Source organism: Caloranaerobacter ferrireducens (genome assembly GCF_001730685.1).
In the GTDB taxonomy this organism is placed as follows: Bacteria; Bacillota; Clostridia; order Tissierellales; family Thermohalobacteraceae; genus Caloranaerobacter; species Caloranaerobacter ferrireducens.
Genome location: NZ_MDJR01000001.1, coordinates 627,381 through 652,974 on the forward strand (window position 1 = coordinate 627,381; position 25,594 = coordinate 652,974).

Sequence of the window (25,594 nt, forward strand, 5' to 3'; positions counted from 1 at the left end):
AATGGAATCATTAGGTAGATTTTTTGTAATAATTGGTCTTATCTTCATCATTTTAGGTGGATTTTTAATAATATTGCAAAAAGTAGGGTTAGGAAAACTGCCTGGTGATATTGTATATCAAAAAGGTAATTTTACTTTTGTTTTTCCAATAGTTACATGTATTGTTTTAAGTATAATTTTATCAATAATTTTAAATATTTTTTCAAGATTTAAGTAAAAATACGATACAGTTTAAGGGGTGAAATTTTGAATGTAAGAAGAGTTTTAATAATAATTTTAACAGTAATGTTAGTTCAATTTATTTCTATAAATGTTTTAGGAGATGAAAATGATATTAAATATATAAGAGTGGGTCTTAAAAATCCAATGGTATATGAAGATCAGGCTGTTATTAGTACTAATAACGATGGGTTTTCTATTGGTACTATAGATAGCAGCTTTAATGAAATATTAAAAACTGATGCAAAAAGTTTATTTATTAGATTAGATGATTTTTATAAAATTGAGGGCGATGTTTTAAAATTAGTTGATGAAAACGAGCAGTCAGATTATGGCCCATATCATTTAGAAATACAGGGAGAATATGAAGCATATGACGATGTAAAAGCTGAAATTACTAATTTGGAAAATACTGGTGTTAAAGCATACCCGTATTATAATGGGAAGTTTAGAATTTGGTTAGGATTTTATAGAACCTATGAAGAGGCATTAACAGAGGCAGGAATATTCTCAGAAAAACTTGGCAAACAAATTAATATAATAGATGAGACTAAAACAAGAATTGTAATTGAGGATACTGAAGGAAATATTTTACTGGTATTAAAGCCAGATACAAAGCTTTATATTAAAGGTAATACAGTTGAAGGCAATGAAAGTATAATAGCTGTAAATGGAAGTAATTATAGAGATTATCTGACTTTAAACAGAGTAAATGAAGAGCTTATTATTATAAATTATCTTCCACTTGAACATTATTTATATGGTGTAGTACCTAGAGAAATGTCTGTGAACTGGCCTCTTGAAGCACTAAAAGCACAAGCAGTAGCAGCTAGAAATTATGCGTTAGTTAGTATGAGAAAACATGAGGATTTAGGATATGATTTGTGTGATACACAACATTGTCAAGTATATGCAGGCTATGATTGGGAGAGCCTAAAAAGTAATAAGGCTGTTGATGAAACCTATGGAAAAGTTCTAAAATATAACGGTAAGTTAGTAAATGCATATTTCCATTCTACTAGTGGTGGACATACTGAAAATAGTGAAAATGTTTGGGGGTATAAAATTCCTTATTTACGTGGAGTAAAAGATGATTTTTCTATAGGCTCACCAAATGATAGTTGGCAGTTAGTTTTAAATAGTAAAGAGGTAAGAGAAAAACTTGAAGCAAATGGTATAGATATTGGAGATATTTATTCTATTGAACCTTTGGCTATTTCTGATTATGGTAGAGTGTTAGAATTGAAAATTGAAGGAACTGGCGGAGTAGAAATACTGAAAAAAGAAAAAAGTAGAAAAATATTTGGATATGGTTCATTAAAAAGTACTTGGTTTAATGTAAAATCAGATGCTGATGTGTACGTTGTTAATGGAACTGATTTTGAACCTGTTAAAACAACTTTAAATAAAGTACATGTTGTTTCAGCAAATGGTACAATTACTAGCACTAGAAATGTATATTCTCAAGTTAAAATAACAAATGGAGATAAAACTAATATAATGCCTGTGATACCTAATGTGTATATTTTTGAAGGTAGAGGTTGGGGACATGGACTTGGTATGAGTCAATGGGGAGCTAAGAAAATGGCTGAATTAGGATATAACTATAAACAAATATTAGAATACTATTATACTGGAGCAAAAGTAGAGTAAAGGATGTGGTAAAATGAGGAGACAAGATTTTTATTTTGATTTACCAGAAGAACTTATAGCACAATTTCCAATAGAAAAAAGGGATAGTTCAAGACTGATGGTTCTAGATAAAAAAACAGGAGCTATTGAGCATAAGGAATTTAAGGATATAATTGACTATTTAAATGAGGGAGATTGTTTGGTATTAAATGATACTAGAGTAATACCTGCAAGACTTTTTGGTCAGAAAGAAAAAACGGGTGGGAAGATTGAATTCTTACTATTAAATAGAATTGAAAAAGATAAATGGGAAGTATTGGTAAAACCGGGTAAAAGAGCAAGAGTAGGAACTACATTTATTTTTGGTGATGGAATTTTAAAAGCTGATGTATTGGAAATTGGTGAAGAAGGTATTAGAATAGTTGAATTCAAATATGATGGAATTTTTGAAGAAGTATTAGATAGGTTAGGAGAAGTCCCTTTACCGCCATATATAAAGGAAAAATTAGAAGATAGAGAAAGATATCAAACAGTATATTCAAAAAAAGAGGGCTCAGCAGCTGCTCCAACTGCTGGACTTCATTTTACAGAAGAACTGCTAGAAAAAATTAGAGAAAAAGGAGTAGAAATTGTATATATAACTCTTCATGTAGGGCTTGGAACTTTTAGACCTGTTAAGGTTGATAAATTAGATGAACATAAAATGCATTCTGAGTTTTTTGAAGTTAGTGAAGAAGCAGCAAATACGATAAATGAAATTAAGAAAAAAGGTGGAAAAATAATAGCTGTAGGGACAACAACAACTAGGACTTTGGAGTCATCAAGTAATAATGAAGGATTTGTTGTTCCCAAAAAAGGATCGACAGATATATTTATCTATCCAGGTTATAAATTTAAAGTTATTGATAAACTTATTACAAATTTTCATTTGCCTGAATCTACACTAATCATGTTGGTTAGTGCATTAGCAGGTAGAGAAAATGTTTTAAGAGCTTATAATATTGCTGTTAAAGAAAAATACAGATTTTTTAGTTTTGGAGATGCTATGCTAATAAAATAAGTGAAGGAGGCAACCGATGGCAGTAAAATACGAATTAATTAAAGAATCTACTGAATGTAAAGCAAGATTAGGTAAATTACACACACCTCATGGCGTAATTGAAACACCTATATTTATGCCTGTAGGTACTAGAGCGACTGTAAAAACTATGACACCTGAAGAACTAAAAGGTTTAGGAGCTCAAATTATATTAAGTAATACATATCATTTATATTTAAGACCAGGTCATGAATTGATAAAAGAAGCTGGAGGGCTTCATAAATTCATGAATTGGGATAAACCGATACTTACAGATAGTGGTGGTTTCCAAGTTTTTAGTTTAGGTGATTTAAGAAAAATTACCGAAGAGGGTGTTGAGTTTAGGTCTCATATAGATGGTTCTAGACATTTTATAAGCCCTGAAAAATCAATTGAAATACAAAATGCATTAGGGTCAGATATTATTATGGCGTTTGATGAATGTGCACCATATCCTAGTGATAGAGACTATGTAAAACATTCTCTTGAAAGAACAACTAGATGGGCAAAAAGATGTAAAGAAGCACATAGAAACCCAGAAACTCAAGCATTGTTTGGAATAGTTCAAGGTGGTATGTATAGAGATTTGAGAGAGCAAAGTGCAAAAGAGATTATGGATTTGGATTTTCCGGGATATGCGATTGGTGGTTTAAGTGTGGGTGAGCCTAAAGAGCTTATGTATGAAGTGCTTGATTATACAGTACCTTTATTACCTAAAAATAAGCCTAGATATTTAATGGGAGTTGGTAGTCCAGACTGTTTATTTGAAGGGGTAATAAGAGGTATTGATATGTTTGATTGTGTTTTACCTACTAGAATAGCTAGAAACGGTACTGTAATGACAAGTCAGGGTAAAGTTGTGATCAGAAATGCTAAATATGCAAGAGATTTTGGTAAACTTGATCCTGAGTGTGATTGTTATACTTGTCGTAACTATTCAAGGGCCTATATTAGACACTTGTTCAATGTGAATGAGATTTTAGGAGCTAGACTTACTACTATACACAATTTGTATTTCTTATTGAAGTTAATGGAGAATATTAGATTAGCTATTAAAGAAGATAGACTACTGCAATATAAAGAAGAATTCTTTAAAAAATATGGATATATTAAATAAATGAAGGAATTAAATTGTTAACATAGAATATATAAAAAGGAAGGGGGGAATGGTATGCAACAATATTCAGCATTATTAATGCCAATTCTATTCTTGGTTATCTTTTATTTTATTTTAATTAGGCCACAACAAAAGAAAGAGAAAAAAATCAGAGAGATGAGAAATAATCTGAAAGTCGGTGATGAAATTATTACAATTGGTGGTATTCACGGTAAAATAGTAAAAATTAAAGATGAAATAGTGACTATTGAAGTAGGTGCTGATAAAAATAAATTTAATGTTTCAAGATGGGCAATTGGTAATGTTGTAAATAATGAAAAATAATTTCTGTACATAAAAGACTTCCTTTAAGGAGGTCTTTTTTCTTGTAATTAATTAGATTTATTCTGCATAAGTTTAAATAAGGAATATTGGGGGTGGGAAAATGAAGGTAAAGGTTAATGAAGAAAATAATAATTATATGGTTACAACTTTTAAAGGCGTTTTAATAAGTATTTTAATTTCAATTATATGTATTATTATTTTAGCAGTGATATTAACTTATACAAGTTTATCAGAGAGTACAGTACCAATTTTAAATTCCATAATTATGATAGTTAGCATTGCCATAGGAGCGATTTATTCATCTATAAGAATTAGAAGAAAAGGATGGCTCAATGGTGCTATTGTTGGTTTACTATATTTTATATTGCTAATACTAGTTAGTTATATTTTTGTACGTTCTTATAAAATTAATAGTCATGTTACAATAAAAGCAATAGTTGCAGTACTTACAGGAGCGATTGGTGGAATGATTGGGGTTAATTTAAAATAGCACTTTATAAGAACAAAATCTTCGAGTTTAAATAGATATAAGGAAGATTTTGCCTATATCCATTACGGAAATTATAATTTGAAATTATTCAAAGTTTAATATGGAATTTAATTTCCTATGGATTATTAAAAATCTATATGTTATAATCTATTAAGAAAAAATTATTAAGGAGGTATATTATGAAGCACATAAATACAATAAGTGGTCGTAGTTTAAAAAGTACAATTGCAAAAGGTGGATGCGGAGAATGCCAAACTTCATGCCAATCAGCATGTAAGACTTCTTGCACTGTTGGAAATCAAAAGTGCGAGAAATAATTATTGCTACATAAAAAGTAGTGGTTATCCACTGCTTTTTTTCTGTTTTAATTGTAAATTTATTTGCTTAGATTCACGCTTTAATATAAAATAAAAGTTGCGACAGTATTTAAGGAGGAATGTATATGAATATGCATATGTTTCAGATGAATGGAAAAAACATAGTATTAGATGTTAACAGTGGTTCAGTTCATGTAGTAGATGAAATCGTCTGGGATATAATTAAACTGTACGAAGATAAAAGTTTAGAGTCAATCATTAATGATTTAAAAAATAAATACAGCCAGACTGATATTATAGAAGCTTATAAAGAGATACAGACCTTAGTTGATAATGAGTTACTGTTTACAAAAGAAGAAAGTTTAGATATAAATTACAATCCACAAAATATTGTTAAAGCTTTATGTTTGCATGTAGCACATGATTGTAATTTAAAATGTGAATATTGCTTTGCTTCTCAGGGAGATTTCAAGGGGCAAAGGTTGTTAATGCCTTTAGAAGTTGGCAAAAGAGCATTAGAGTTTTTGGTTGAAAATTCAGGCAACAGAAGAAACCTTGAAGTTGACTTTTTCGGTGGAGAACCATTAATGAATTTTGATGTTGTAAAAGAGTTAGTTAAATATGGCCGTGAACTAGAGAAAAAATATAATAAGAGATTTAGATTTACTATTACTACTAATGGAATTTTATTAAATGATGATAATATGAAATTTATTAATGAAAATATGGATAATGTAGTACTAAGTTTAGATGGCAGAAAAGAAGTAAATGACAAGATGAGAAAAACACTAAATGGCAGTGGTAGTTTCGATATTATTGTTCCAAAGTTTTTAGAACTTGTAAAATTAAGAGGAGAAAAATTATATTACGTTAGAGGTACTTTTACAAGTCACAATTTAGATTTCTCTAAAGATGTTTTAAAACTTCATGAAATAGGGTTTGACAGTATTTCAGTTGAGCCAGTAGTTGCAAGCCCAGAAAATGATTATGCAATTTTAGAGGAGCATTTAGAAACGATATTGAATGAATATGAAGAATTGTCAAGTAAATATATAGAGCTTAAAAAAGCAGGGAAAGGTTTTGAGTTTTTCCATTTCATGATTGATTTAAACCAAGGTCCTTGTTTAATTAAAAGAGTAGTAGGCTGTGGTGCTGGTGTGGAATATCTAGCAGTTACTCCTGAAGGAGATTTATACCCTTGTCATCAGTTTGTTGGAAATGAAGAATTTAAGATGGGTGATGTTTTTACTGGTGTGTCAAATGAAGAGTTAAGAGAAAAATTTAAAAAAGCTAATGTACTAACAAAAAGTGAATGTAGGGAATGTTGGGCTAGATTTTACTGCAGTGGAGGATGTCATGCAAATGCCTATAATTTTAATAAAGATATAACTAAACCGTATAAAATTGGTTGTGAAATGGAGAAAAAAAGGATAGAGTGTGCTATATCGATAGTTGCAAATGGTTACTAAAATAATATGGGGAGGTTTGAGTATGTTAAAAGAATATGAAAGCAAAAAGCCTCAAATACATGATAGTTGTTTTATTGCAGACAGTGCTGAAATAATTGGAGATGTTGAGATAGGAGAGAATACAAGTGTTTGGTACAATACAGTAATAAGAGGAGATGAAAACTCTATTAAAATTGGTAAATATACAAATATTCAAGATGGCTGTGTGATACACATAAGTAAAGAATATGAAACAGTTATAGGAGACTATGTTACTATTGGACATAAAGCAATAGTGCATGCGTGTAAAGTTGGAGATAATGTTTTGATAGGTATGGGAGCTATAATTTTGGATGGCGCTGAAATTGAAGATAATGTATTAGTTGGAGCAGGAAGTATTGTAACACCAGGTAAGAAAATTCCATCAGGAACTTTAGTGTTAGGTTCACCAGCAAAGGTTATAAGAAAATTAACTGATGAAGAGATAAAGCATTTAAAACAGTCAGCTATAGATTATGTTGAATATGCAAAGAAACACAAAAAATAATTTGAATAAAGCTAAAATATAAATGAAGGTATAATATTACAAAGTTATATATTATTGACTCATTTTTACAGTAGTTATATAATAAATATAATGATGATTTGAAGGGGGCATAACAAATGAACTTCAAAAGTATTACTATTTTTCTATTGATTGTTGCATTAGTCGGATTTATTAGTTATTCAGCAATTTTTGGGGTCAATTTAGGCAAGTATGAAATTACACCTGCAAAAGAAAACATGAAACTTGGTTTGGATTTAGAAGGTGGAGTGTTTGTTGTATTGGAAGCTCAAACAGATGCACAAGGTGTAGAATTAGAGAAGAAAATGGAACAGGCAAAAGCGATTATAAGACAAAGAGTAGATGGATTGGGTGTAGCAGAACCTAATATAGTATTAGAAGGTAAAAAAAGAATTAGGGTTGAGTTGCCAGGTGTAAAAAATGCACAGGATGCTATTGATATTATTGGTAAAACGGCACAATTACAGTTTATTGATCCTAAAGGTAATGTTGTTGTAACAGGTAAAAATATAAAGAGATCAGAAGTTACTTATCAGTTAAATAGAGAAAAAGGAAGAGAAGAGCCTGTTGTTGCATTAGAGTTTGATAAGGAAGGTACACAAAAGTTTGCAGAAGCAACTCGTGAACTAATTAAGAATGCTGCTGCTAAGGATAGAATCATATATATAGTTTTAGATGACGAAGTGATTTCAAGTCCTGTAGTTAGTAGTGCCATTACAGATGGAAAAGCTGTAATAACTGGTAGTTTTGCAGTTGAAAAAGCGAGTAAATTAGCAACCTTAATAAGAGCAGGTGCACTACCTGTTGAAATGAAAGAAATACAAACTTCGGTTATTGGACCGACATTGGGATTAGCATCATTGGACAAGAGTATTTATGCTGCGAAAATAGGACTAATTTTGATATTTTTATTTATGTTAATTTACTATAGAATACCGGGATTAATTGCTGACTTAGGTCTTACTATATATATATTATTAGTTTTAGGTGCTATGATTTATTTAGACGCTACTTTAACTTTACCAGGTATTGCAGGTTTAATTTTATCAATTGGTATGGCTGTAGATGCTAATGTTGTAATTTTTGAAAGGATTAAAGAAGAAATCAGAGCAGGTAAGACTTTAAGAGCTGCTGTTGATTCAGGGTTCAAAAGAGCTTTACGTACTGTTATAGATGCTAATGTAACTACTTTCATAGCAGGAATTGTATTATTTAAGTTTGGGACAGGTCCTATTAAAGGATTTGCAGTAACATTATTAATTGGTCTTGTTGCTTCAATGATTACAGCAGTATTTATTACAAAGTATTTACTAAAACTTACTATTAAAATGAACATAACTAAAAACACAAAACTTTATGGAGCATAAAAGAGGGGGATTTGACGTGAATATTATAAGAAATAGAAACAAATTTTTCCTTATTTCTTTAGCTATAATTGTGGTAGGTTTAGTAATGGCAATTGTAAGTGGTTTGAACTTTGGTATTGATTTTACTGGAGGAACTTTACTACAGATTGATTTTGGTAAAAAAATACCAGTTAATGAAATAAGAGAAATTACAGATGAATTTGATAAGAATGCAAGCATTCTTCATGCTGGAGATAATAAAGAGCAAGTTATAATAAAGACAACTTTAGACTTAGATAATAAAGATAGATTAGAAATATTTAATAAGTTTAAAGAAAAATATAATCTTAATGACGAAGCTTTTATTCAGTCACAAAAATTTGGACCTTCTATAGGAGGGGAAATAAGAACTAAAGCATTATTATCAGTAATAATAGCTACTATTGGTATGCTTATATATATCACATTTAGATTTGAGTTTAAGTTTGGTATTTCAGCTATTATTGCTTTAATTCATGATGTTTTAATTGCTCTTAGTGTATATGCAATTTTTAAAGTGCCTGTTAATAGTTCTTTTGTTGCAGCTATGTTAACTATAGTAGGTTATTCAATAAATGATACAATTGTAGTTTTTGATAGAATTAGAGAAAATATAAAGATTATGAAAAAGGATAAATATGAAGATATTGTAAACAAAAGTATCTCTCAAACTATTGTAAGATCTATTAATACTTCATTTACAACATTATTAGCTATAGTAGTTTTATATATTTTCGGTGTTGAGGCTATAAAAGATTTTGCATTGCCACTAATTGTTGGTATAATAGCTGGTACTTATTCATCAATATTTATAGCTAGTCCTATATGGTATCTATTAAAAACAAGAGTTACAGATAGAAATAATTATAATCCTAATAGAGTATAAAATATTAAACTGCCGCAAGGCAGTTTTTTTTCTAAAAAGAAGACTTTCTGTAATATATATTTAACTTAAGACAATAATAATGGATATATATACCACTAATAAAGGAGTGGTAAGATTGAAATTATTTTTTTCTAAAAAGAGGAATAAATTAAAAAGATATAGAGAAATAGCTAAAATTCTAACAAAATATGGATTTGGTATGATTGCAGAAAAAATTGATAACAGAAGTATTATTTCAAAAGTATTTATAAAGAAAAGTAAAAAATATAGTCAAAAATATACTAGAGGCGAAAGAATTAGATTTACATTAGAAGAATTAGGACCGACTTTCATTAAGTTTGGACAAATTCTTAGTACAAGATATGATATTTTACCTAATGATATAGTAGATGAGTTATCAAAATTACAGGATGAAATTACTCCTTTTGATTTAGATACTGCAAAAAATATTATTAAAAGTGAGTTAGGTAAAGAGTTAGAAGATATTTTTATAGAGTTTCAAGAAAAACCTGTAGCAACTGCATCTATTGGTCAAGTTTATCGTGGTGTTTTAAAAAATGGCAATAAAGTTGTGATTAAGATACAGAGACCTAATATAAATGAAGTAATAAAACAAGACATAGATATCCTATATACTTTAGCTAAAATGTTTGATGAACTTTTAAAGAAAAAAATAGTTATTAGTGCAAGGGATATTGTAGAAGAGTTTTCTTATTTTATAAAAAAGGAGTTAGACTATACTTATGAAGCTCAAAATTGTGAAAGATTTAGAATGTATTTCAAAAATGATAAAAGAGTAGTAATTCCTAAAATATATTGGGAATATACAACAAAAAAAGTATTAGTAATGGAAGAAATAAAAGGAACTAAAGTAAGTAATATTGATGAGATAGATAAAATAGGATTTAATAAGGAAAAATTATCAGAACTAGGTGCGAAAATTTTTTTAGAGCAGATATTTATACATGGATTTTTTCATGGTGATCCACATCCAGGTAACATTTTAATATTATCAGAAAATAAAATAAGTTTTATAGATTTTGGAGTTGTTGGATATTTAGATAATTTAACATTTGAATTTATAACTACTTTGCTAAAAGCGAGTCTTAGTAGAGATATAGATAAGATAGTAGAAAGTCTTAATAAAATGAATGCAATATCTGATGAAACTGATGAAATTGGTTTAAAGAAAGAATTATTTTTTATTGTAAATCATTATTTTAATTTACCAATTAATAAAATTAACTTTGGAGAAGTTCTTAATGAAATTATGGCAATAGCATATAAATATAAGCTAAGAATGCCTTCACAATTGATATTACTAATTAAATCAATTATAACGATTGAAGGTACAGGAAAAAAATTAAATCCTCAGTTTAATTTATCAAAAGTTTCTAAGGAGATTGTAAAAGAAATAACAAAAAGAAAATTGAATCCTAAATCTATAACAAAAAAAATTATAGATACTACAACCGAAAACATAGAGAATATTCTTGAAATTACTAATAAAGTTAATAATATACTATATAAAATAGATAAAGATAAACTAAAAATTAAAATGGAAATAGAAGGATTAAATAGGTTGGAAAAAGAAATATATATATTAACCAATAAGTTATCTTTAAGTTTAATAATCTCATCAATTATTGTAGGATCATCTATAATAATACAAGCTAATACAGGTCCTCAAATATTAGGGATGTCAGCTTTTGGTTTAATAGGTTTTGTAGCAGCTGGGATTTTAGGAGTAACATTAATTATTTCTATCTTATTAAATAAGAGGAATTATAAATAACTAGGGGGTATTATAATGGAAATAGGTTTTATATTTTCACTTATTTTTGCAATACTAGTAGCAGTGTTTGCCTTAAAAAATGCAGACAGTGTTATGATTGATTTCTTTTTTGCTAAGGTTCAAGTTTCTCAGGCTATAGTTATATTTGTGTCAGCAGCATTGGGGGCAGTAATAGTTACTATATTAGGACTTGTAAGGCAGTTAAAATTAACTTTGAAAATAAAAGAACAGGTAAGAAAAATTAAGAAATTAGAAGAAGAAAAAACTCTATTAGAAAGTAGAATTGAAGAGATTATTTCGGAAAAAGATTTAAAATTAGAAACTGATTCTGAAGTGAGTAATAAAGAAAATGAAATAGAAAAGATAAATTCAGAAGAAAATAATGATAAAAATGAAATAATCGATAATGAATAATAAGATATTATGAATACATATTCTATAGGTTTTAGCATATATAGACTTTGATGTAGTAGGTGAATTGTATGATTAGGTATGATAAATTTGTGAAACTATACAATGAAGATTACAGTAGTATAAGTGAAATTACCAATGCTTTTGATATATCTAGTATAACTGCGAAAGTTCTTATAAATAGAGGTATTAAAACTGTAGAAGAATGTGAAAACTTTATTAATGTAAGTCTGAAAAATTTATACAATCCTTTCTTGCTTAAAGATATGGAGATAGCAGTTGAAAGAATAATTAAGGCAATTCATAGAAAAGAACAGATATGGATTTATGGAGATTATGATGTAGATGGAATTACTAGCACAACAATTTTAAAGCTGTATTTAGAAAAGGTAGGTTGTAATGTTAAATATTATATACCTGATAGAATAACAGAAGGATATGGCATTAATAAAGAGGCTATTGACTATATAGCCTATAAAGGTGGACAACTTATTATTACTGTTGATTGTGGTATTACGGCAATTGATGAAGTTGAATATTGCAATGAAAAAGGTATTGAGATTATAATTACAGATCATCACTTGTGTGAAGGCGAAATCCCTAATGCTCTTGCAGTAATAAATCCTAATAGAAAAGATAGTGATTATCCTTTTAAGAAACTTGCTGGAGTAGGCGTTGCCTTTAAGTTGATTCAAGCAATATCGACTAAGTTGAATTTTGAAATACCTTTAGAAGAAATATTACCTATTGTTGCAATAGGAACGGTAGCAGATGTTGTTTCACTAACAAGTGAAAATAGAATTTTAGTAAAAGAAGGTTTAGCATTAATTAATCAAACTGAAAATATAGGAGTTCAGGCATTATTAGAAGTAACTGGACTGAAAGATAAGGAGATAACAGTTGGACATGTAGGTTTTGTAATAGGTCCAAGAATTAATGCAGCTGGAAGATTGGGTTCTGCTAAAACAGGTGTTAAGCTTTTGACATCTAAATCAATGGAAGAAGCTTTATTGTTAGCTAAAGAGTTAGATAAAGTAAATAAAGAACGTCAAGAAATTGAAATGAAGATACTGAAAGAGGCAGAAGAAATTATTAAAAACGACGATAGATATGAAAAAGAAAAAGTACTTGTAATCGCAAGTGAAAATTGGCATCATGGTGTAATTGGTATTGTAGCATCACGAATATGTGAAAAGTACTTTAAACCATGCATTTTAATAGCAATTGAAGGTAATGAAGGAAGAGGGTCAGCTAGAAGTATACCAACTTTTGATATATATGAAGGATTAAGTAAAGTAAGTAAGTTTTTTAATAAGTTTGGTGGACATAAACAAGCTGCAGGTTTATCAATCGATAGAGAAAAAATTGATAGTTTTAGAAAAGAAATAAATAAAATTGCTGAAAATTTACTTATGGAAGAAGATATGATTGACGAGATAAAAGTTGATGACATATTAAAAATGAAAGATATAGATTATAAAATTATAGAAGAATTAAAGTTGTTAAAACCATATGGAATTGGCAATCCATCTCCATTATTTGTTAGTAAAGATGTGAAGGTTATTAATATTAAAGCAGTCGGCTCTGACGGAAAGCATTTAAAACTTAGTATTGAAGACGATGAATATGTTATGGATTGCATAGGCTTTAATTTAGGTCACAAAGCGCAATATATTAATGAAGGTGATAGAGTAGATATTATATTTGTTCCTGATGTGAATATGTATATGAATGAAAAAAAACTTCAATTAAATATTAAAGAGATATTTATTAAAAATAATATTAGTATTGATATTGAAGAAGAGTATTATTTAAACTTTATTTGTAATTTAAGAAAGAAAAAAGATAATACTATTTCTGATTTAAGTAACAAAATAATTATTAAAAAAGTTGATGATAGGATAGGATATTTAATTGAATTTTTATATAATAACGATAATGTTCTAGTTATAATAAATAATTTGTTAAATGCGAAAAGAATAATTGATGAGTTATATTTTCAAGGAAGAGAGTTTAATAAAAGAATATCCATTAATGTTGGAGATAAATTTAATATTAGGACAAATACGTTATTAATCAATCCATTATATCAAGAATATGATTTAAGTATGTTTAATAAAATAATTTTTTTTGATATTTGTTTTGATGAAAACAATTTTTTTGATATAATAAAAAGGTTGATAGATAAGGAAGTATATTTATTATTTAATGAAAAAGATTTTAAAATGAATCAAGTTTTTCTAGATAACTTTGTTCCCAAATTAAATGAACTAAGAGTTGTTTATAAAACATTTATTTTAAATAAGCAAGATATATTTAAAATCGATATTGTGAGTTACTTTAATTACTTAAGTAAAAGTTATAAAATTAAAATTAATAAAAGTAAATTTATCTTTTTACTTGAAATACTAAAAGATTGTAATTTGATTGATTATAAAGTTAATCAGAATAATTACTATATAAAATTAAAGCAAAAGCCAAGAGATAGCATCGAAATATTAGAAATACCTATATATAAGAGTGCTAATCTGCTATTAAATAATCAAAGTAAAATGAAGAATACATTTCTAAATTTATTTGAAATAAAAAAGGAGGAAATGGTATGGATTTAAAAAGCAAAATCAGAAACATTAAGGACTTTCCAAAGGAAGGAATAAATTTCAAAGACATAACAACTGTTTTGAAAGACAAGGAAGCTTTCCGCTACTTAATAAATCAAATGGCTGAGAAATTAAGAGATAAGGATATAGACATAATTGTTGGACCTGAAGCAAGAGGCTTTTTGATAGGCGCTCCTCTAGCTTATGAATTAGGCGCTGGATTTGTACCAGTACGTAAACCTGGCAAATTACCAGCAGAGACAGTAAGCGTAGAATATGAATTGGAATATGGTACAGATAAATTAGAAATGCATAAAGATGCAATTAAACCAGGACAAAAAGTTGTTGTAGTTGATGATTTATTAGCAACAGGTGGAACAGTACATTCTACAGTAAAATTAATTGAAGAACTTGGTGGAGAGGTAGTTGCAATTAGTTTCTTTATAGAATTAGAATTCCTAAATGGTAGAGAATTACTTAAAGATTATGAAGTTAATTCATTAATTAAGTTCTAAAAGACTCAAATTATATTAATTCAAAAAATCCCACTTCTGTGGGGTTTTTTTAACATAAGTGGTTTAGTTAATAATATTATTATGTTATACTATATCTATATAATTTATTGGAATCACTAGAGTTTACATAATAGAGTTATGAAAACTAAAAAACAAGTAAGAGGGTGAATAGATTTGTTAAACAGTCTTATAGATAAAATAAAGCAGTATAACCCTCATGGTGATATAGATATTGTAAAAAAAGCTTATTACTTTGCAGAAACTTCACATGAAGGGCAGTATAGAGTATCGGGAGAAGAATATTTTATACATCCTTATAATGTTGCTTTAATATTAGCAGAACTTAATATGGATACAACTACTATAGCTGCAGGCTTATTACATGATGTGGTTGAAGATACAGAAGTAACATTTGATGATATTGAAAGAGAGTTTGGTTTAGAAATTAGAAACCTGGTTGATGGAGTTACAAAACTAAGAAAATTGAAATTCAGTTCAAAACAGGAAAGACAAGCAGAAAATTTAAGAAAAATGATTATTGCAATGTCTAAAGATATCAGGGTTATTATAATTAAGTTAGCAGATAGACTTCATAATATGAGAACTCTAAATTATATGTCTGAGACAAAAAAGAAAGAAAAAGCTTTAGAAACCCTTGAAATATATGCTCCTATTGCTCATAGGTTAGGTATTTCAAAAATTAAATGGGAGTTAGAAGATTTAGCATTAAGGTATCTTGACCCTGAAGGATATTATGACTTAGTTGAAAAAGTATCCATGAAGAGAAGAGAAAGAGAAAAGTATATTAATACTGTTATAGAAATATTATCTGAAAAATTAGAAGAAATGGGTATTAAGAGTGAAATTAATGGTAGACCAAAGCATTTTTACAGTATTTATAGGAAAATGGTTTACCAGAATAAGACTTTTGAACAAATATACGATTTAACTGCTATTAGGGTTATAGTAGATACTGTCAAAGATTGTTATGGTGTATTAGGTATAGTGCATACAATGTGGAAGCCAATACCTGGTAGATTTAAAGATTATATTGCTATGCCGAAACCCAATATGTATCAATCTCTACACACTACAGTTATTGGACCACAAGGAGAACCTTTAGAGATACAGATTAGAACATGGGAAATGCATAGAACAGCAGAATATGGTATAGCAGCACATTGGAAATATAAAGAAGGTGTAAGTAAGAGTGATGATTTTGACAAAAAATTAAGTTGGTTAAGGCAGTTACTAGAATGGCAGAAAGAACTAAAAGATCCAAAAGAATTTATGGAGTCATTAAAAATAGATTTATTTACAAATGAAGTTTTTGTTTTTACACCAAAAGGTGATGTAATTAGTCTGCCAGCTGACTCAACTCCGATTGACTTCGCATATAGAGTTCATACTGCAGTTGGGAATAATTGTATAGGAGCTAAAGTAGATGGTAGAATAGTACCTCTTGATTACAAATTAAAAAATGGTAATATTGTAGAAATACTTACTTCTGCGAATAGTAATGGTCCAAGCAGGGACTGGTTAAAAATTGTAAAAAGTAGCCACGCAAAGAGTAAGATTAGGCAATGGTTTAAGAAAGAAGAAAGAACACAAAATATTAATAGAGGTAAAGAACAAATTGAAAAGGAAGTAAAAAGACAGGGCTTCAAATTGACTGAAATTTTGAAAGAAGATTGGTTAGAAGAAGTAGCTTCTAAATTAAGTTTAAGTAGTGTCGATGATTTATATGCTGCAGTTGGTTATGGGAGTATTACATTATCACAGGTAGTTCATAAATTAAAAGAACTTTATAAAGAGTATTATAAAGAAGATAAGAGAGATGAAGAAATAGTAAAACAAACAAGAAATAATAAAGAGTACAGACCAGCTCAAGGAGTAAAGATTAAAGGTATAGATAATATTATGGTCAGATTTTCAAAATGTTGCAATCCAGTACCGGGAGATGAAATAATAGGTTATATTACTAGAGGAAGAGGGGTCTCAATTCATAGAAAGGATTGCCCCAATATAGCTGATTTAAGTATACAAGATAGATTTATAGAAGTAGAATGGGATGATGCTAAAAAAGTTTCTTATTTAGCAGAGATACAAATTAAAGCTACTGATAGATCAGGATTGTTGTCTGAAATTACTCAATTATTAACAGAGAAGAATTTAACAGTTACTTCATTAAATGCTAGAACAAATAGAGAAAAAATAGCTCTTATAAATTTAGTTCTAGAAATTAAAAGTGTTGAACAATTAAACGAGCTAATGAGAAGGATAAGAAGCATTAATGGAGTTATTGATGTATATAGAGTTATAACTTAGAAAGGATGAGAAAATGCGAGCTGTTGTACAGAGAGTTTCTAAGGCTAGTGTTAGTGTGGAAGGTACTGTAGTGGGTAGTATAAACAGAGGGTTACTTGTACTTTTAGGAGTAGGACAAGATGACGATGAAAAAGATTTAGATTATTTATGCGATAAAATTGCAAATTTGAGAATATTTGAAGATGAAAATGGTAAAATGAATAAATCATTAGTTGATATTAAGGGAGAATTATTGGTTGTATCACAGTTTACACTATATGGGGATGTAAGGAAAGGTAGAAGACCGAATTTCATGAATGCAGCTGAGCCAGAAAAAGCAGAGAGTATGTATTTAGAATTTGTTAATAAAATTAGAAAAACAGGTATTAAAGTTGAAACTGGCAAGTTTGGGGAACATATGCATGTAGAATTAATAAATGATGGACCTGTTACTATTTTGCTAGATAGTAAAAAGATATTCTAGGAGGGAGAATAATGATTTTTGAAAGACTACCTGTTGGAGTATATTCTGCAAATTGCTATATTATTGGATGTGAGAAAACGGGCGAAGCTGTAGTTGTTGATCCAGGTGGAGATGTTGATGTTATATTAGAAAAAATAGAAGAGTTGGGATTAAAAGTCAAATATATAGTATTAACTCATGGACATGGTGATCATATAGGTGGAATAATTGAATTAAAAGAAAAAACAAATGCTAAAATATTGATACATGCTGATGATGAATATATGTTAAAAGATAGTGATATTAATTTATCAAGTAAAATGAGTATAAAAAACGTTGAAGTAAATCCAGATGATGTACTTCAAGACAAAGATGTGATTAAAATTGGAAAATATGATGCTTATATTATTCATACTCCTGGTCATACAAAGGGGAGTATTTGTATAAAATTAGAGAATAATATATTAACAGGAGATACATTGTTTGCTGGTTCAATAGGTAGAACAGATCTACCAGGTGGTTCACATGATAGTATTATAAAATCAATAAAAGAAAAATTACTAATTTATGATGATGATGTTAAAATTTTCCCAGGACATGGTCCTGCAACAACTATAGGAATTGAAAAGATAACAAATCCGTTTATAGTATAGAAAAATACTTAAAAAGTATACTCTCAAAGATAGGTGGAAAACTAATAATAAACTATCTTTTGGGGGGTGTTTTATTGAAAATATCTGAATATATTTACGGAAAGAAAAATCTATATGATGATATTAGTTTAAATGATATAATTGAATTTAGTTTATTAAATGTGAGTAAGAATGACATAGTTGATAAGTTTTATTTATCAAATAAATCATTAAATAAATTATTAACAGAAATAGAAAAGGATTATTAAGGAGAATCGGAATGATTAGTGTAATTTTAAAAGGGCATGATTTTGTTTATGAAGTGTTTGAATTACTAAGAATATTTTTTGTTAATGATGAAATAAGATTTATAGATGAAAAGGCTTTGGTTGATGACCAAAGCCTTTTGATAGAAAGTATATTATATAAAAATAATCATTCTTATGTTGTTGAGACTAATATCAAAAAAGGTGATAAACTTTTAAGCTCATCAGTTATTAATGAAGCAGAAAAAATTGGAGTAAAAGATTTTAGTGAAAAGAAGAAATTGAAAATTGCAGTTAAAATGTCGATTTATGAAGCAGTTACAAAAGTTGTTGAAATGAAAGCGCCTTGGGGAATATTAACAGGAGTAAGGCCTACAAAAGTAGTACATGAATTGATTGATAAAGGGTACAATGATGAATCTATTTTAGAAATACTATTAAATAATTATAAAATATTTAAAGAAAAAGCTAAATTAATTTTGAATATCGCTAAACTGCAGAGAAAGTATATATATCCTGTTTTAAAGACAAATTTTAGTTTGTATGTTAGTATTCCATTTTGTCCGACAAGGTGTGTATATTGTTCTTTTCCTTCTAATCCTTTAGATAAATCTAAAAATTATGTAAGCGAGTATGTTGAGAAGCTAATATATGAAATAGATAAAGTTGGAGAGTTAACAGAAAATATGAAGATAAATACCGTTTATATTGGTGGTGGTACGCCTACATCAATTTCTATTTCATATTTAGAAAAAATAATTGACAGAATCCAAAACGTATTTGGGACAGATAATATAGCAGAATTTACTGTTGAAGCAGGGCGTCCAGATACGATATCAAGAGATGTACTTATAAAACTAAAAAAACTAGGAATTGATAGAATAAGTATAAATCCACAGACTATGAATGAAAACACATTAAAACTGATTGGTAGAAAACATAGCTCTAAAGATATTTTAGAAGCTTTCAGTTTAGCTAGAGAAATAGGTTTTAGGAATATAAATATGGATTTAATTGTTGGCTTACCTAATGAAGGTGTTGAAGATATTATAAAGACAATGGAATTTATAGAAAAATTAAAACCTGATAATTTAACTGTTCATACTATGGCAATTAAAAGAGCTTCAAAACTGAATGAGAGTTTGAATGATTTTAAGCTATCAAAGCAAAAAGAAATTGAGAAAATGATTGATATTACGAGAAAATTTGCATATGAAATGGGTATGTATCCATACTATTTATATAGACAAAAGCAGATTTTGGGTAATATGGAGAACGTAGGCTATACAGTACAAGATAAAGAATGTTTATATAATATTTTAATTATGGAGGAAAAGCAAACAATTTTGGCCGTTGGAGCAGGAGGAGTATCGAAAATTTTCTTTCCAGACGAAAATAGGATTGAACGTGTTCCAAATGTAAAAAATCTTAATGAATATTTAAAACGTGTTGATGAAATGATTGAAAGAAAGAAAAAGTTCATTAAATTATTGACATAAAATAATATTTTAATTATAATGATTTAAAATATTATAAATACTATGAAGGAGAGGAGTAGTTAGATCACTGAGCTAAAGAGAGCCGGTGATGGTGGGAATCCGGTGCTTACATCTAACGAAGACACTCTGGAGTAGATAGCTTGAAAGTTAGTAGAGCTATTCGTAGACCAGCGTTAATGGTAGTAAAGTGGGGTATTATTTACCCAATAAGGGTGGCACCGCGGGATTAACCTCTCGTCCCTGTCATATAGTTTAGACAGTGATGAGAGGTTTTTTTCTAACACATTATAACATATTCTAAGGAGGGGTAACGATGACTATGAAAGCACCAAGAGGTACAAAAGATGTATTGCCTGTAGACTCATATAAATGGCAGTATTTAGAAAATTTATTCAGAGAAACATGTAAGGAGTTTGGATATAAAGAAATTAGAACACCAATTTTTGAGCATACAGAGCTATTTGAAAGAGGTGTTGGAGAAACAACTGACGTAGTTCAAAAGGAAATGTATACTTTTGAAGATAGAGGTGGTAGAAGTATAACATTAAAACCTGAAGGGACAGCTTCTGTTGTACGAGCGTATGTAGAAAATAAGTTATTTGCAGAACCACAACCTATTAAGGTTTTTTACATAACTCCAGTTTTGAGATATGAAAGACCACAAAAGGGAAGATTAAGAGAACATCACCAATTTGGAGTAGAAGTTTTTGGGTCAAATAGTGCATCTGTAGATGCAGAAGTTATAAGTTTAGTATGGACAGTTTACAGAAAATTAGGAGTTGAGGATATAGAACTTAATATAAATAGTGTAGGCTGTCCAAAATGTAGAAAAGAATATAATGAAATACTTAAAAACTATTTATCAAATAAGTTGGAAAACTTATGTCAAACATGTCAAGTGAGATATGAAAAAAACCCAATGAGAATTATTGACTGTAAAAATGAAAAATGTCAATCTGAACTAAAAGATGTACCATTGATGATTGATTATTTATGTGATGAGTGCAAAAGTCATTTTGAACAGGTTAAAGATTATTTATCTACTCTTAATATTAACTTTATTGTAAATCCAAAAATAGTGAGAGGATTAGATTACTATACGAAAACAGCTTTTGAATTTATTTCGACTGAAATAGGGGCAAAATCGACCGTTTGTGGTGGCGGAAGATATGATGGACTAGTTGAAGAAATCGGAGGTCCATCAACACCAGGTGTTGGGTTTGGTATGGGTATTGAAAGATTACTATTAACTCTTGAAAATAAAGGCATTGAAATTCCTAAGCCTGAGAGGTTAGAGGTTTTTCTTGTTACAATAGGTGAAAATGTGGAAAAAGAAGCTTTCAAGATACTTTATAATTTAAGGAAAGAAGGAATATCAGCAGAGAAAGATCATTTAGGAAGAAGTATAAAAGCACAATTTAAATATGCAAATAAACTAGATGCTAAATTTACATTAGTGTTAGGAGAAGATGAACTAAATAAAGGATTAGTAAAAATTAAGAATATGGATACTGGTCAGCAAATTGATATTAAGATAGAAGAGATATCTAAATTTATTAAAGAGCAAGGAGGTAATAGATAATGGGAGAGACAATGGGCAAACTAAGACGTACTACTATGTGTGGTAATTTAAGAGTTGAAGATATTGGTAAAGAAGTTGTGCTAATGGGTTGGGTTCAAAAAAGAAGAAATTTAGGTGGTCTAATTTTTGTGGATTTAAGAGATACAACAGGAATTGTTCAAATAGTTTTTGATAAAGATGTATCAGAAAAGGCTTTTACAAAAGCAGATCAGATTAGAAGTGAATATGTAATCGCAGTAAAAGGAAAGGTCTATAAAAGACAATCTATAAATGAGAATTTACCAACAGGGGAGATAGAAGTATTTGCAGAGGAACTAAAAATATTAGATGAAGCAGAGACTCCACCTATTTATATAAAAGATAATGATGATGTTTCAGAAGCTATGAGATTAAAGTATAGATATCTTGATTTAAGAAAACCATCAATGCAGCAAAAGTTAAAAATTAGGCATAAAACAGCAAAAATTGTAAGAGATTTTTTAGATGAAAATAATTTTACTGAAGTTGAAACTCCTATGCTTACAAAAACAACACCAGAAGGTGCGAGAGATTACCTTGTACCTAGTAGGGTTAATCCGGGCAAATTTTATGCTTTACCTCAGTCACCACAGTTATTTAAACAATTATTAATGGTATCAGGTATGGATAGATATTATCAAATAGTAAAATGTTTTAGAGATGAAGATTTAAGAGCTAATAGGCAGCCTGAATTTACACAAATAGATATTGAAATGTCATTTGTAGATGTAGATGATGTGATTAGTATTAATGAAAAGTTACTATACAGGATTTTTAAAGAAATAAAAGGAATTGAAATAGAATTACCTATAAAAAGAATGAGCTATAACGAAGCAATGGAGAGATATGGTTCTGATAAACCTGATTTAAGATTTGGATTTGAATTAAAAAATATATCTGACATTGTTGAGAATTCAAATTTTAAGGTGTTTTCAGGAACTATCAGTAATGGGGGCAATGTTAGAGGAATTAATTTTAATGGATGTGCTGAAAAATTTAGTAGAAAAGAAATTTCTAAACTAGAAGATTTTGTAAAAACATATGGTGCTAAAGGTCTTGCTTGGATAAAAGTGACTGAAGATGGTGTAACATCTCCAATAAGTAAGTTTTTAAGTGAAGATGAAATTGAAGCTATTTTAGAAAGAATGGAAGCAAAGACAGGCGACTTACTTATGTTCGTTGCAGATAAACCTTCAGTAGTATTTGATGCATTAGGACATTTAAGAGTAGAAGTTGCTAAAAGATTAGATATAATAGATAAAAATGAGTTTAAATTAGTATGGATAACTGATTTCCCACTTTTTGAATATGATGAGGAAGAGGGTAGATATGTAGCTAAACACCATCCATTTACACATCCAGTAGATGAAGATATAGAATTTTTGGAAACTGCACCTGAAAAAGTAAGAGCAAAGGCTTATGATATTGTTATTAATGGAGATGAAATTGGTGGTGGAAGTATAAGAATCAATAATTCTCAGTTACAAGAAAGAATGTTTAAAGCATTAGGTTTTACTTTAGAAGAAGCATGGAATAAATTTGGATTTTTACTTGAAGCATTTAAATATGGTACTCCTCCTCATGGAGGTATTGCATATGGATTTGATAGATTAATAATGTTGCTTACAGATAGTGACAACATAAGGGATGTAATTGCATTCCCTAAAACACAAAATGCAACTTGTTTATTAACAAATGCACCATCTGAAGCTTCAAATGAACAGTTAAAAGAACTACACATAAATGTTGAACCTGATAATGAAAAATAAGCTGGGAAAATACCCCAGCTTATTTTAGCTTAATTCAATTATTTTCTTCTCTGTATTTGGAGTGTTAGCATGTTCAACAAGTAATGAAACTAAATAAGACATACATAAAATTGAAATTATAGTTAGAATCCATCTTAAAAACATAAATTTAATTCCTAAAAACTTTGCTTCGTTTAACAACATAGGAACTTTGATAACAGCCCATGAGCTTAGTATTATTACTATGTTTGAAATACTAGCTCCTTTTTTAATTAAAGTTTTGCATATAGGAAATGCAGCATATATAGGTCCTGCTGAAAAACTCCCAAGAATAAATGAGAGTACAATACCTTTAATTCCTGAATTTTTTCCTAGATTATTTAATATAACATTTTTAGGAACATTTTTTTCGATTAGAGCTGTTATAACAAAAATTGCAGGCATTATTTCTAACATTTCTTTTACATAGTACATACTATTTTTTACTGATAAGATAGCTTTATCTGTATTTACTAAAAATAGTACTAAATAGGTTAAGCTGACAAGAGTTAATAGTTTATTTTTTTTGATTTTTACTAAAATGTTATTCATATTAGTACCCCCATTAAGAAAGAAATAAATAGAGCAAATATAAAGCTTAAAGTATTTCTTATTACTGCAAATTTTGTACCAAAGTTTTTCTTTTCTAAAGGAAACGTAACGATTCCAACCATTGTTAAAGTAGTTAAAAAAGATGCTATAGGAATTATACTTGCGCCTCTGTCAACTAAAGAGCCAACTAGAGGAAAAGCAACAAAAGCTGGAATTAATGTTATACTACCTATTAAAGCAGAAACAATAGTAGATAATACTACTTTTGAACTTCCCATAAAGTCTTTTATAATATGTGGGGGAATAAATGTTAAAATTAACCCAATTAGAAATAGAACTGCTATGATTTCACCTATCATATTTTTCATTAGCTTTTTAGCCATTTTTACTGAACTAATAGTTTTTTTCTTATCTTTACCTAAAAAAACTATAAAAAGTACAATAGTAATGATCCATAAAAGTATAGTAAAAAGATCCATTTTTTATCTCTCCATATCTTTTGGATTTGGTGCCTTTACTACAAAAAATTCAAGAATTTCATCATTAAAGTTGTTTACATTCATTTTAGTTTTAAAAGGGATATTTAATATACTACCTTTACTATATTCTTGAGGTGGACTATCATTTAGACTAATAGACATTGTACCTCTCACAATTATCATGTAAACATTAGAATTTGAATAATGTTCAGGTAACCCTGTGTTTTTAGGAAGTATCATGTGATTTAACACAACATTATCGTCATCAATTATTTTTTCAATTAGCCTTTCATTAGTATCATTATAGTTAAAGACTTTTTCTATCATAGCAAATCCTCCTTTCATTATTTTTACTTATATATTATAATTTCAGTATAAATATAATTCTGTAACTTATGTTACGAATCTAATTGTAAGAGGGGTAATATATGAAATTGCTAAAGTACATTCCAGTATTAAGGAAGACAAAATTCTTTAGGAATTTTTCAGATAAAGATATTATTACTTTATTTAATGAAAATAATTACAAAATTAAAGATTATCCAAAAAGAACAATAATATATTTACAGAATCAAAAGTGTAAAAGTTTTGATATGATTCTTAAGGGAATTGTGACTATAAAAACGATAGATGAAAATGGAAAAGTATTGACTGTCTCAGAGTTTAAAACTGGAGATACTATAGGTGGAAATCTACTGTTTGCTGATTGTAATAACTACCCAATGATGGTTGAAGCAAAAACAGAAACAACATTATTACATATGGATAAAGAATTAGTATTAAGATTTTGTCATACGGATATGAATTTTTCAAATGAGTTATTAAGGTCAATATCTAATAAAATCTTAATAATTGGAACAAAATTAAAATCTGTAACTATGAAGACTATAAGGCAGCAAATAATAGAGTTTTTGGTTAATCAGTATTATATACAGAATACGCTTGAAATCAAATTGAATATGAGTAAGAAAGAATGGGCTGAAAAACTAGGAGTTCAAAGACCATCACTTTCTAGAGAGTTGTCTAAAATGAAAAAAGAAGGGTTGATAGATTATAATAGGAAAATAATATATATTAAGAACTTGGATATAATTAAGAATTATTTAAACGATTAATATATACATTTTAAGAAAGTATAAGAGATAAAGAATCGAAGATTCTTTTATTGATGAAGATATTGAACTATGCTATTATTTAATAAGATAAATTTAATTAATGCAATTATTT

26 protein-coding genes and 1 other annotated feature are annotated in these 25,594 nt (G+C 28.6%); of the genes, 23 read left to right on the forward strand and 3 right to left on the reverse strand.

Translation table 11 applies throughout. From position 1 onward, the window contains the following. Nucleotide 1: 1 nt before the first annotated feature. From BFN48_RS03035 to aspS, 22 genes are all read left to right on the forward strand, one after another. Nucleotides 2-217 (forward strand): DUF2905 domain-containing protein, encoded by a 216-nt coding sequence (locus BFN48_RS03035; protein WP_069649384.1) that lies wholly within the window; start codon nucleotides 2-4, stop codon nucleotides 215-217. 29 nt (nucleotides 218-246) lie between these two features. Further along, a complete protein-coding gene (locus tag BFN48_RS03040) occupies nucleotides 247-1,872 on the forward strand; it encodes a SpoIID/LytB domain-containing protein (protein WP_069649385.1) in 1,626 nt (541 codons plus the stop codon). 13 nt (nucleotides 1,873-1,885) lie between these two features. Further along, nucleotides 1,886-2,911 (forward strand): tRNA preQ1(34) S-adenosylmethionine ribosyltransferase-isomerase QueA, encoded by a 1,026-nt coding sequence (gene queA, locus BFN48_RS03045; protein ID WP_069649386.1) that lies wholly within the window; start codon nucleotides 1,886-1,888, stop codon nucleotides 2,909-2,911. 16 nt (nucleotides 2,912-2,927) lie between these two features. Beyond that, complete coding sequence (gene tgt, locus BFN48_RS03050; RefSeq protein ID WP_069649387.1) at nucleotides 2,928-4,046, forward strand: tRNA guanosine(34) transglycosylase Tgt; 1,119 nt, start codon at nucleotides 2,928-2,930, stop codon at nucleotides 4,044-4,046. Between the two features lie 54 nt (nucleotides 4,047-4,100). Continuing rightward, entirely contained in the window at nucleotides 4,101-4,370 is a 270-nt protein-coding gene (yajC, locus tag BFN48_RS03055) for a preprotein translocase subunit YajC (protein ID WP_069649388.1), read from the forward strand. 100 nt (nucleotides 4,371-4,470) lie between these two features. Further along, nucleotides 4,471-4,860 (forward strand): TIGR04086 family membrane protein, encoded by a 390-nt coding sequence (locus tag BFN48_RS03060; RefSeq protein WP_069649389.1) that lies wholly within the window; start codon nucleotides 4,471-4,473, stop codon nucleotides 4,858-4,860. 179 nt (nucleotides 4,861-5,039) lie between these two features. Next, entirely contained in the window at nucleotides 5,040-5,177 is a 138-nt protein-coding gene (scfA, locus tag BFN48_RS03065; RefSeq protein WP_069649390.1) for a six-cysteine ranthipeptide SCIFF, read from the forward strand. Between the two features lie 119 nt (nucleotides 5,178-5,296). Beyond that, complete coding sequence (gene scfB, locus BFN48_RS03070; RefSeq protein ID WP_069649391.1) at nucleotides 5,297-6,646, forward strand: thioether cross-link-forming SCIFF peptide maturase; 1,350 nt, start codon at nucleotides 5,297-5,299, stop codon at nucleotides 6,644-6,646. A 22-nt stretch (nucleotides 6,647-6,668) separates the two neighbouring features. Beyond that, nucleotides 6,669-7,172 (forward strand): gamma carbonic anhydrase family protein, encoded by a 504-nt coding sequence (locus tag BFN48_RS03075; protein ID WP_069649392.1) that lies wholly within the window; start codon nucleotides 6,669-6,671, stop codon nucleotides 7,170-7,172. A gap of 116 nt (nucleotides 7,173-7,288) precedes the next feature. Further along, nucleotides 7,289-8,557 (forward strand): protein translocase subunit SecD, encoded by a 1,269-nt coding sequence (secD, locus tag BFN48_RS03080; protein ID WP_069649393.1) that lies wholly within the window; start codon nucleotides 7,289-7,291, stop codon nucleotides 8,555-8,557. A gap of 16 nt (nucleotides 8,558-8,573) precedes the next feature. Then, nucleotides 8,574-9,461: a protein translocase subunit SecF gene (secF, locus tag BFN48_RS03085; RefSeq protein WP_069649394.1), complete on the forward strand. Its 888-nt coding sequence runs from the start codon at nucleotides 8,574-8,576 to the stop codon at nucleotides 9,459-9,461. Between the two features lie 115 nt (nucleotides 9,462-9,576). Then, entirely contained in the window at nucleotides 9,577-11,256 is a 1,680-nt protein-coding gene (locus BFN48_RS03090; RefSeq protein WP_069649395.1) for an ABC1 kinase family protein, read from the forward strand. 15 nt (nucleotides 11,257-11,271) lie between these two features. Further along, entirely contained in the window at nucleotides 11,272-11,670 is a 399-nt protein-coding gene (locus BFN48_RS03095) for a LapA family protein (protein ID WP_069649396.1), read from the forward strand. A 68-nt stretch (nucleotides 11,671-11,738) separates the two neighbouring features. After that, the gene (gene recJ / locus BFN48_RS03100; RefSeq protein WP_069649397.1) at nucleotides 11,739-14,279 is read left to right on the forward strand and encodes a single-stranded-DNA-specific exonuclease RecJ; all 2,541 of its coding nucleotides are present in this window, start codon (nucleotides 11,739-11,741) and stop codon (nucleotides 14,277-14,279) included. Beyond that, nucleotides 14,270-14,782: an adenine phosphoribosyltransferase gene (locus BFN48_RS03105; RefSeq protein ID WP_069649398.1), complete on the forward strand. Its 513-nt coding sequence runs from the start codon at nucleotides 14,270-14,272 to the stop codon at nucleotides 14,780-14,782. Before recJ ends, BFN48_RS03105 begins: the two co-directional genes overlap by 10 nt. Nucleotides 14,783-14,956: 174 nt before the next feature. Beyond that, nucleotides 14,957-17,110, forward strand: coding sequence for a RelA/SpoT family protein (locus BFN48_RS03110; protein ID WP_069649399.1), 2,154 nt, complete (start codon nucleotides 14,957-14,959; stop codon nucleotides 17,108-17,110). Between the two features lie 13 nt (nucleotides 17,111-17,123). Next, a complete protein-coding gene (gene dtd, locus BFN48_RS03115) occupies nucleotides 17,124-17,573 on the forward strand; it encodes a D-aminoacyl-tRNA deacylase (RefSeq protein WP_069649400.1) in 450 nt (149 codons plus the stop codon). Nucleotides 17,574-17,584: 11 nt separating this feature from the next. Next, a complete protein-coding gene (locus BFN48_RS03120) occupies nucleotides 17,585-18,205 on the forward strand; it encodes an MBL fold metallo-hydrolase (protein ID WP_069649401.1) in 621 nt (206 codons plus the stop codon). Between the two features lie 74 nt (nucleotides 18,206-18,279). Continuing rightward, complete coding sequence (locus BFN48_RS12370; RefSeq protein ID WP_176718804.1) at nucleotides 18,280-18,453, forward strand: hypothetical protein; 174 nt, start codon at nucleotides 18,280-18,282, stop codon at nucleotides 18,451-18,453. A gap of 11 nt (nucleotides 18,454-18,464) precedes the next feature. Further along, entirely contained in the window at nucleotides 18,465-19,949 is a 1,485-nt protein-coding gene (gene hemZ, locus BFN48_RS03125; RefSeq protein ID WP_069649402.1) for a coproporphyrinogen dehydrogenase HemZ, read from the forward strand. 33 nt (nucleotides 19,950-19,982) lie between these two features. Continuing rightward, nucleotides 19,983-20,194 (forward strand) — a binding site (T-box leader). Nucleotides 20,195-20,262: 68 nt separating this feature from the next. Next, nucleotides 20,263-21,531, forward strand: a complete 1,269-nt coding sequence (gene hisS / locus BFN48_RS03130) for a histidine--tRNA ligase (RefSeq protein ID WP_069649403.1) — start codon at nucleotides 20,263-20,265, stop codon at nucleotides 21,529-21,531. Further along, the gene (aspS, locus tag BFN48_RS03135; protein ID WP_069649404.1) at nucleotides 21,531-23,318 is read left to right on the forward strand and encodes an aspartate--tRNA ligase; all 1,788 of its coding nucleotides are present in this window, start codon (nucleotides 21,531-21,533) and stop codon (nucleotides 23,316-23,318) included. The genes hisS and aspS overlap by 1 nt, the downstream gene beginning before the upstream one ends. Nucleotides 23,319-23,342: 24 nt before the next feature. On the opposite strand, the gene BFN48_RS03140 is transcribed toward aspS, so the two are convergent. Genes BFN48_RS03140 through BFN48_RS03150 form a run of 3 tightly spaced genes read right to left on the reverse strand, consistent with a single transcriptional unit; the run spans nucleotide 23,343 to nucleotide 24,694 of the window. Next, complete coding sequence (locus BFN48_RS03140) at nucleotides 23,343-23,888, reverse strand: permease (RefSeq protein ID WP_069649405.1); 546 nt, start codon at nucleotides 23,886-23,888, stop codon at nucleotides 23,343-23,345. Continuing rightward, nucleotides 23,885-24,367: a permease gene (locus tag BFN48_RS03145; RefSeq protein WP_069649406.1), complete on the reverse strand. Its 483-nt coding sequence runs from the start codon at nucleotides 24,365-24,367 to the stop codon at nucleotides 23,885-23,887. Before BFN48_RS03145 ends, BFN48_RS03140 begins: the two co-directional genes overlap by 4 nt. Nucleotides 24,368-24,370: 3 nt before the next feature. After that, the gene (locus BFN48_RS03150; protein WP_069649407.1) at nucleotides 24,371-24,694 is read right to left on the reverse strand and encodes a cupin domain-containing protein; all 324 of its coding nucleotides are present in this window, start codon (nucleotides 24,692-24,694) and stop codon (nucleotides 24,371-24,373) included. A gap of 101 nt (nucleotides 24,695-24,795) precedes the next feature. On the opposite strand from BFN48_RS03150, the gene BFN48_RS03155 reads away from it, so the two are divergent. Then, nucleotides 24,796-25,482: a Crp/Fnr family transcriptional regulator gene (locus BFN48_RS03155; RefSeq protein ID WP_069649408.1), complete on the forward strand. Its 687-nt coding sequence runs from the start codon at nucleotides 24,796-24,798 to the stop codon at nucleotides 25,480-25,482. Nucleotides 25,483-25,594: the final 112 nt, after the last annotated feature.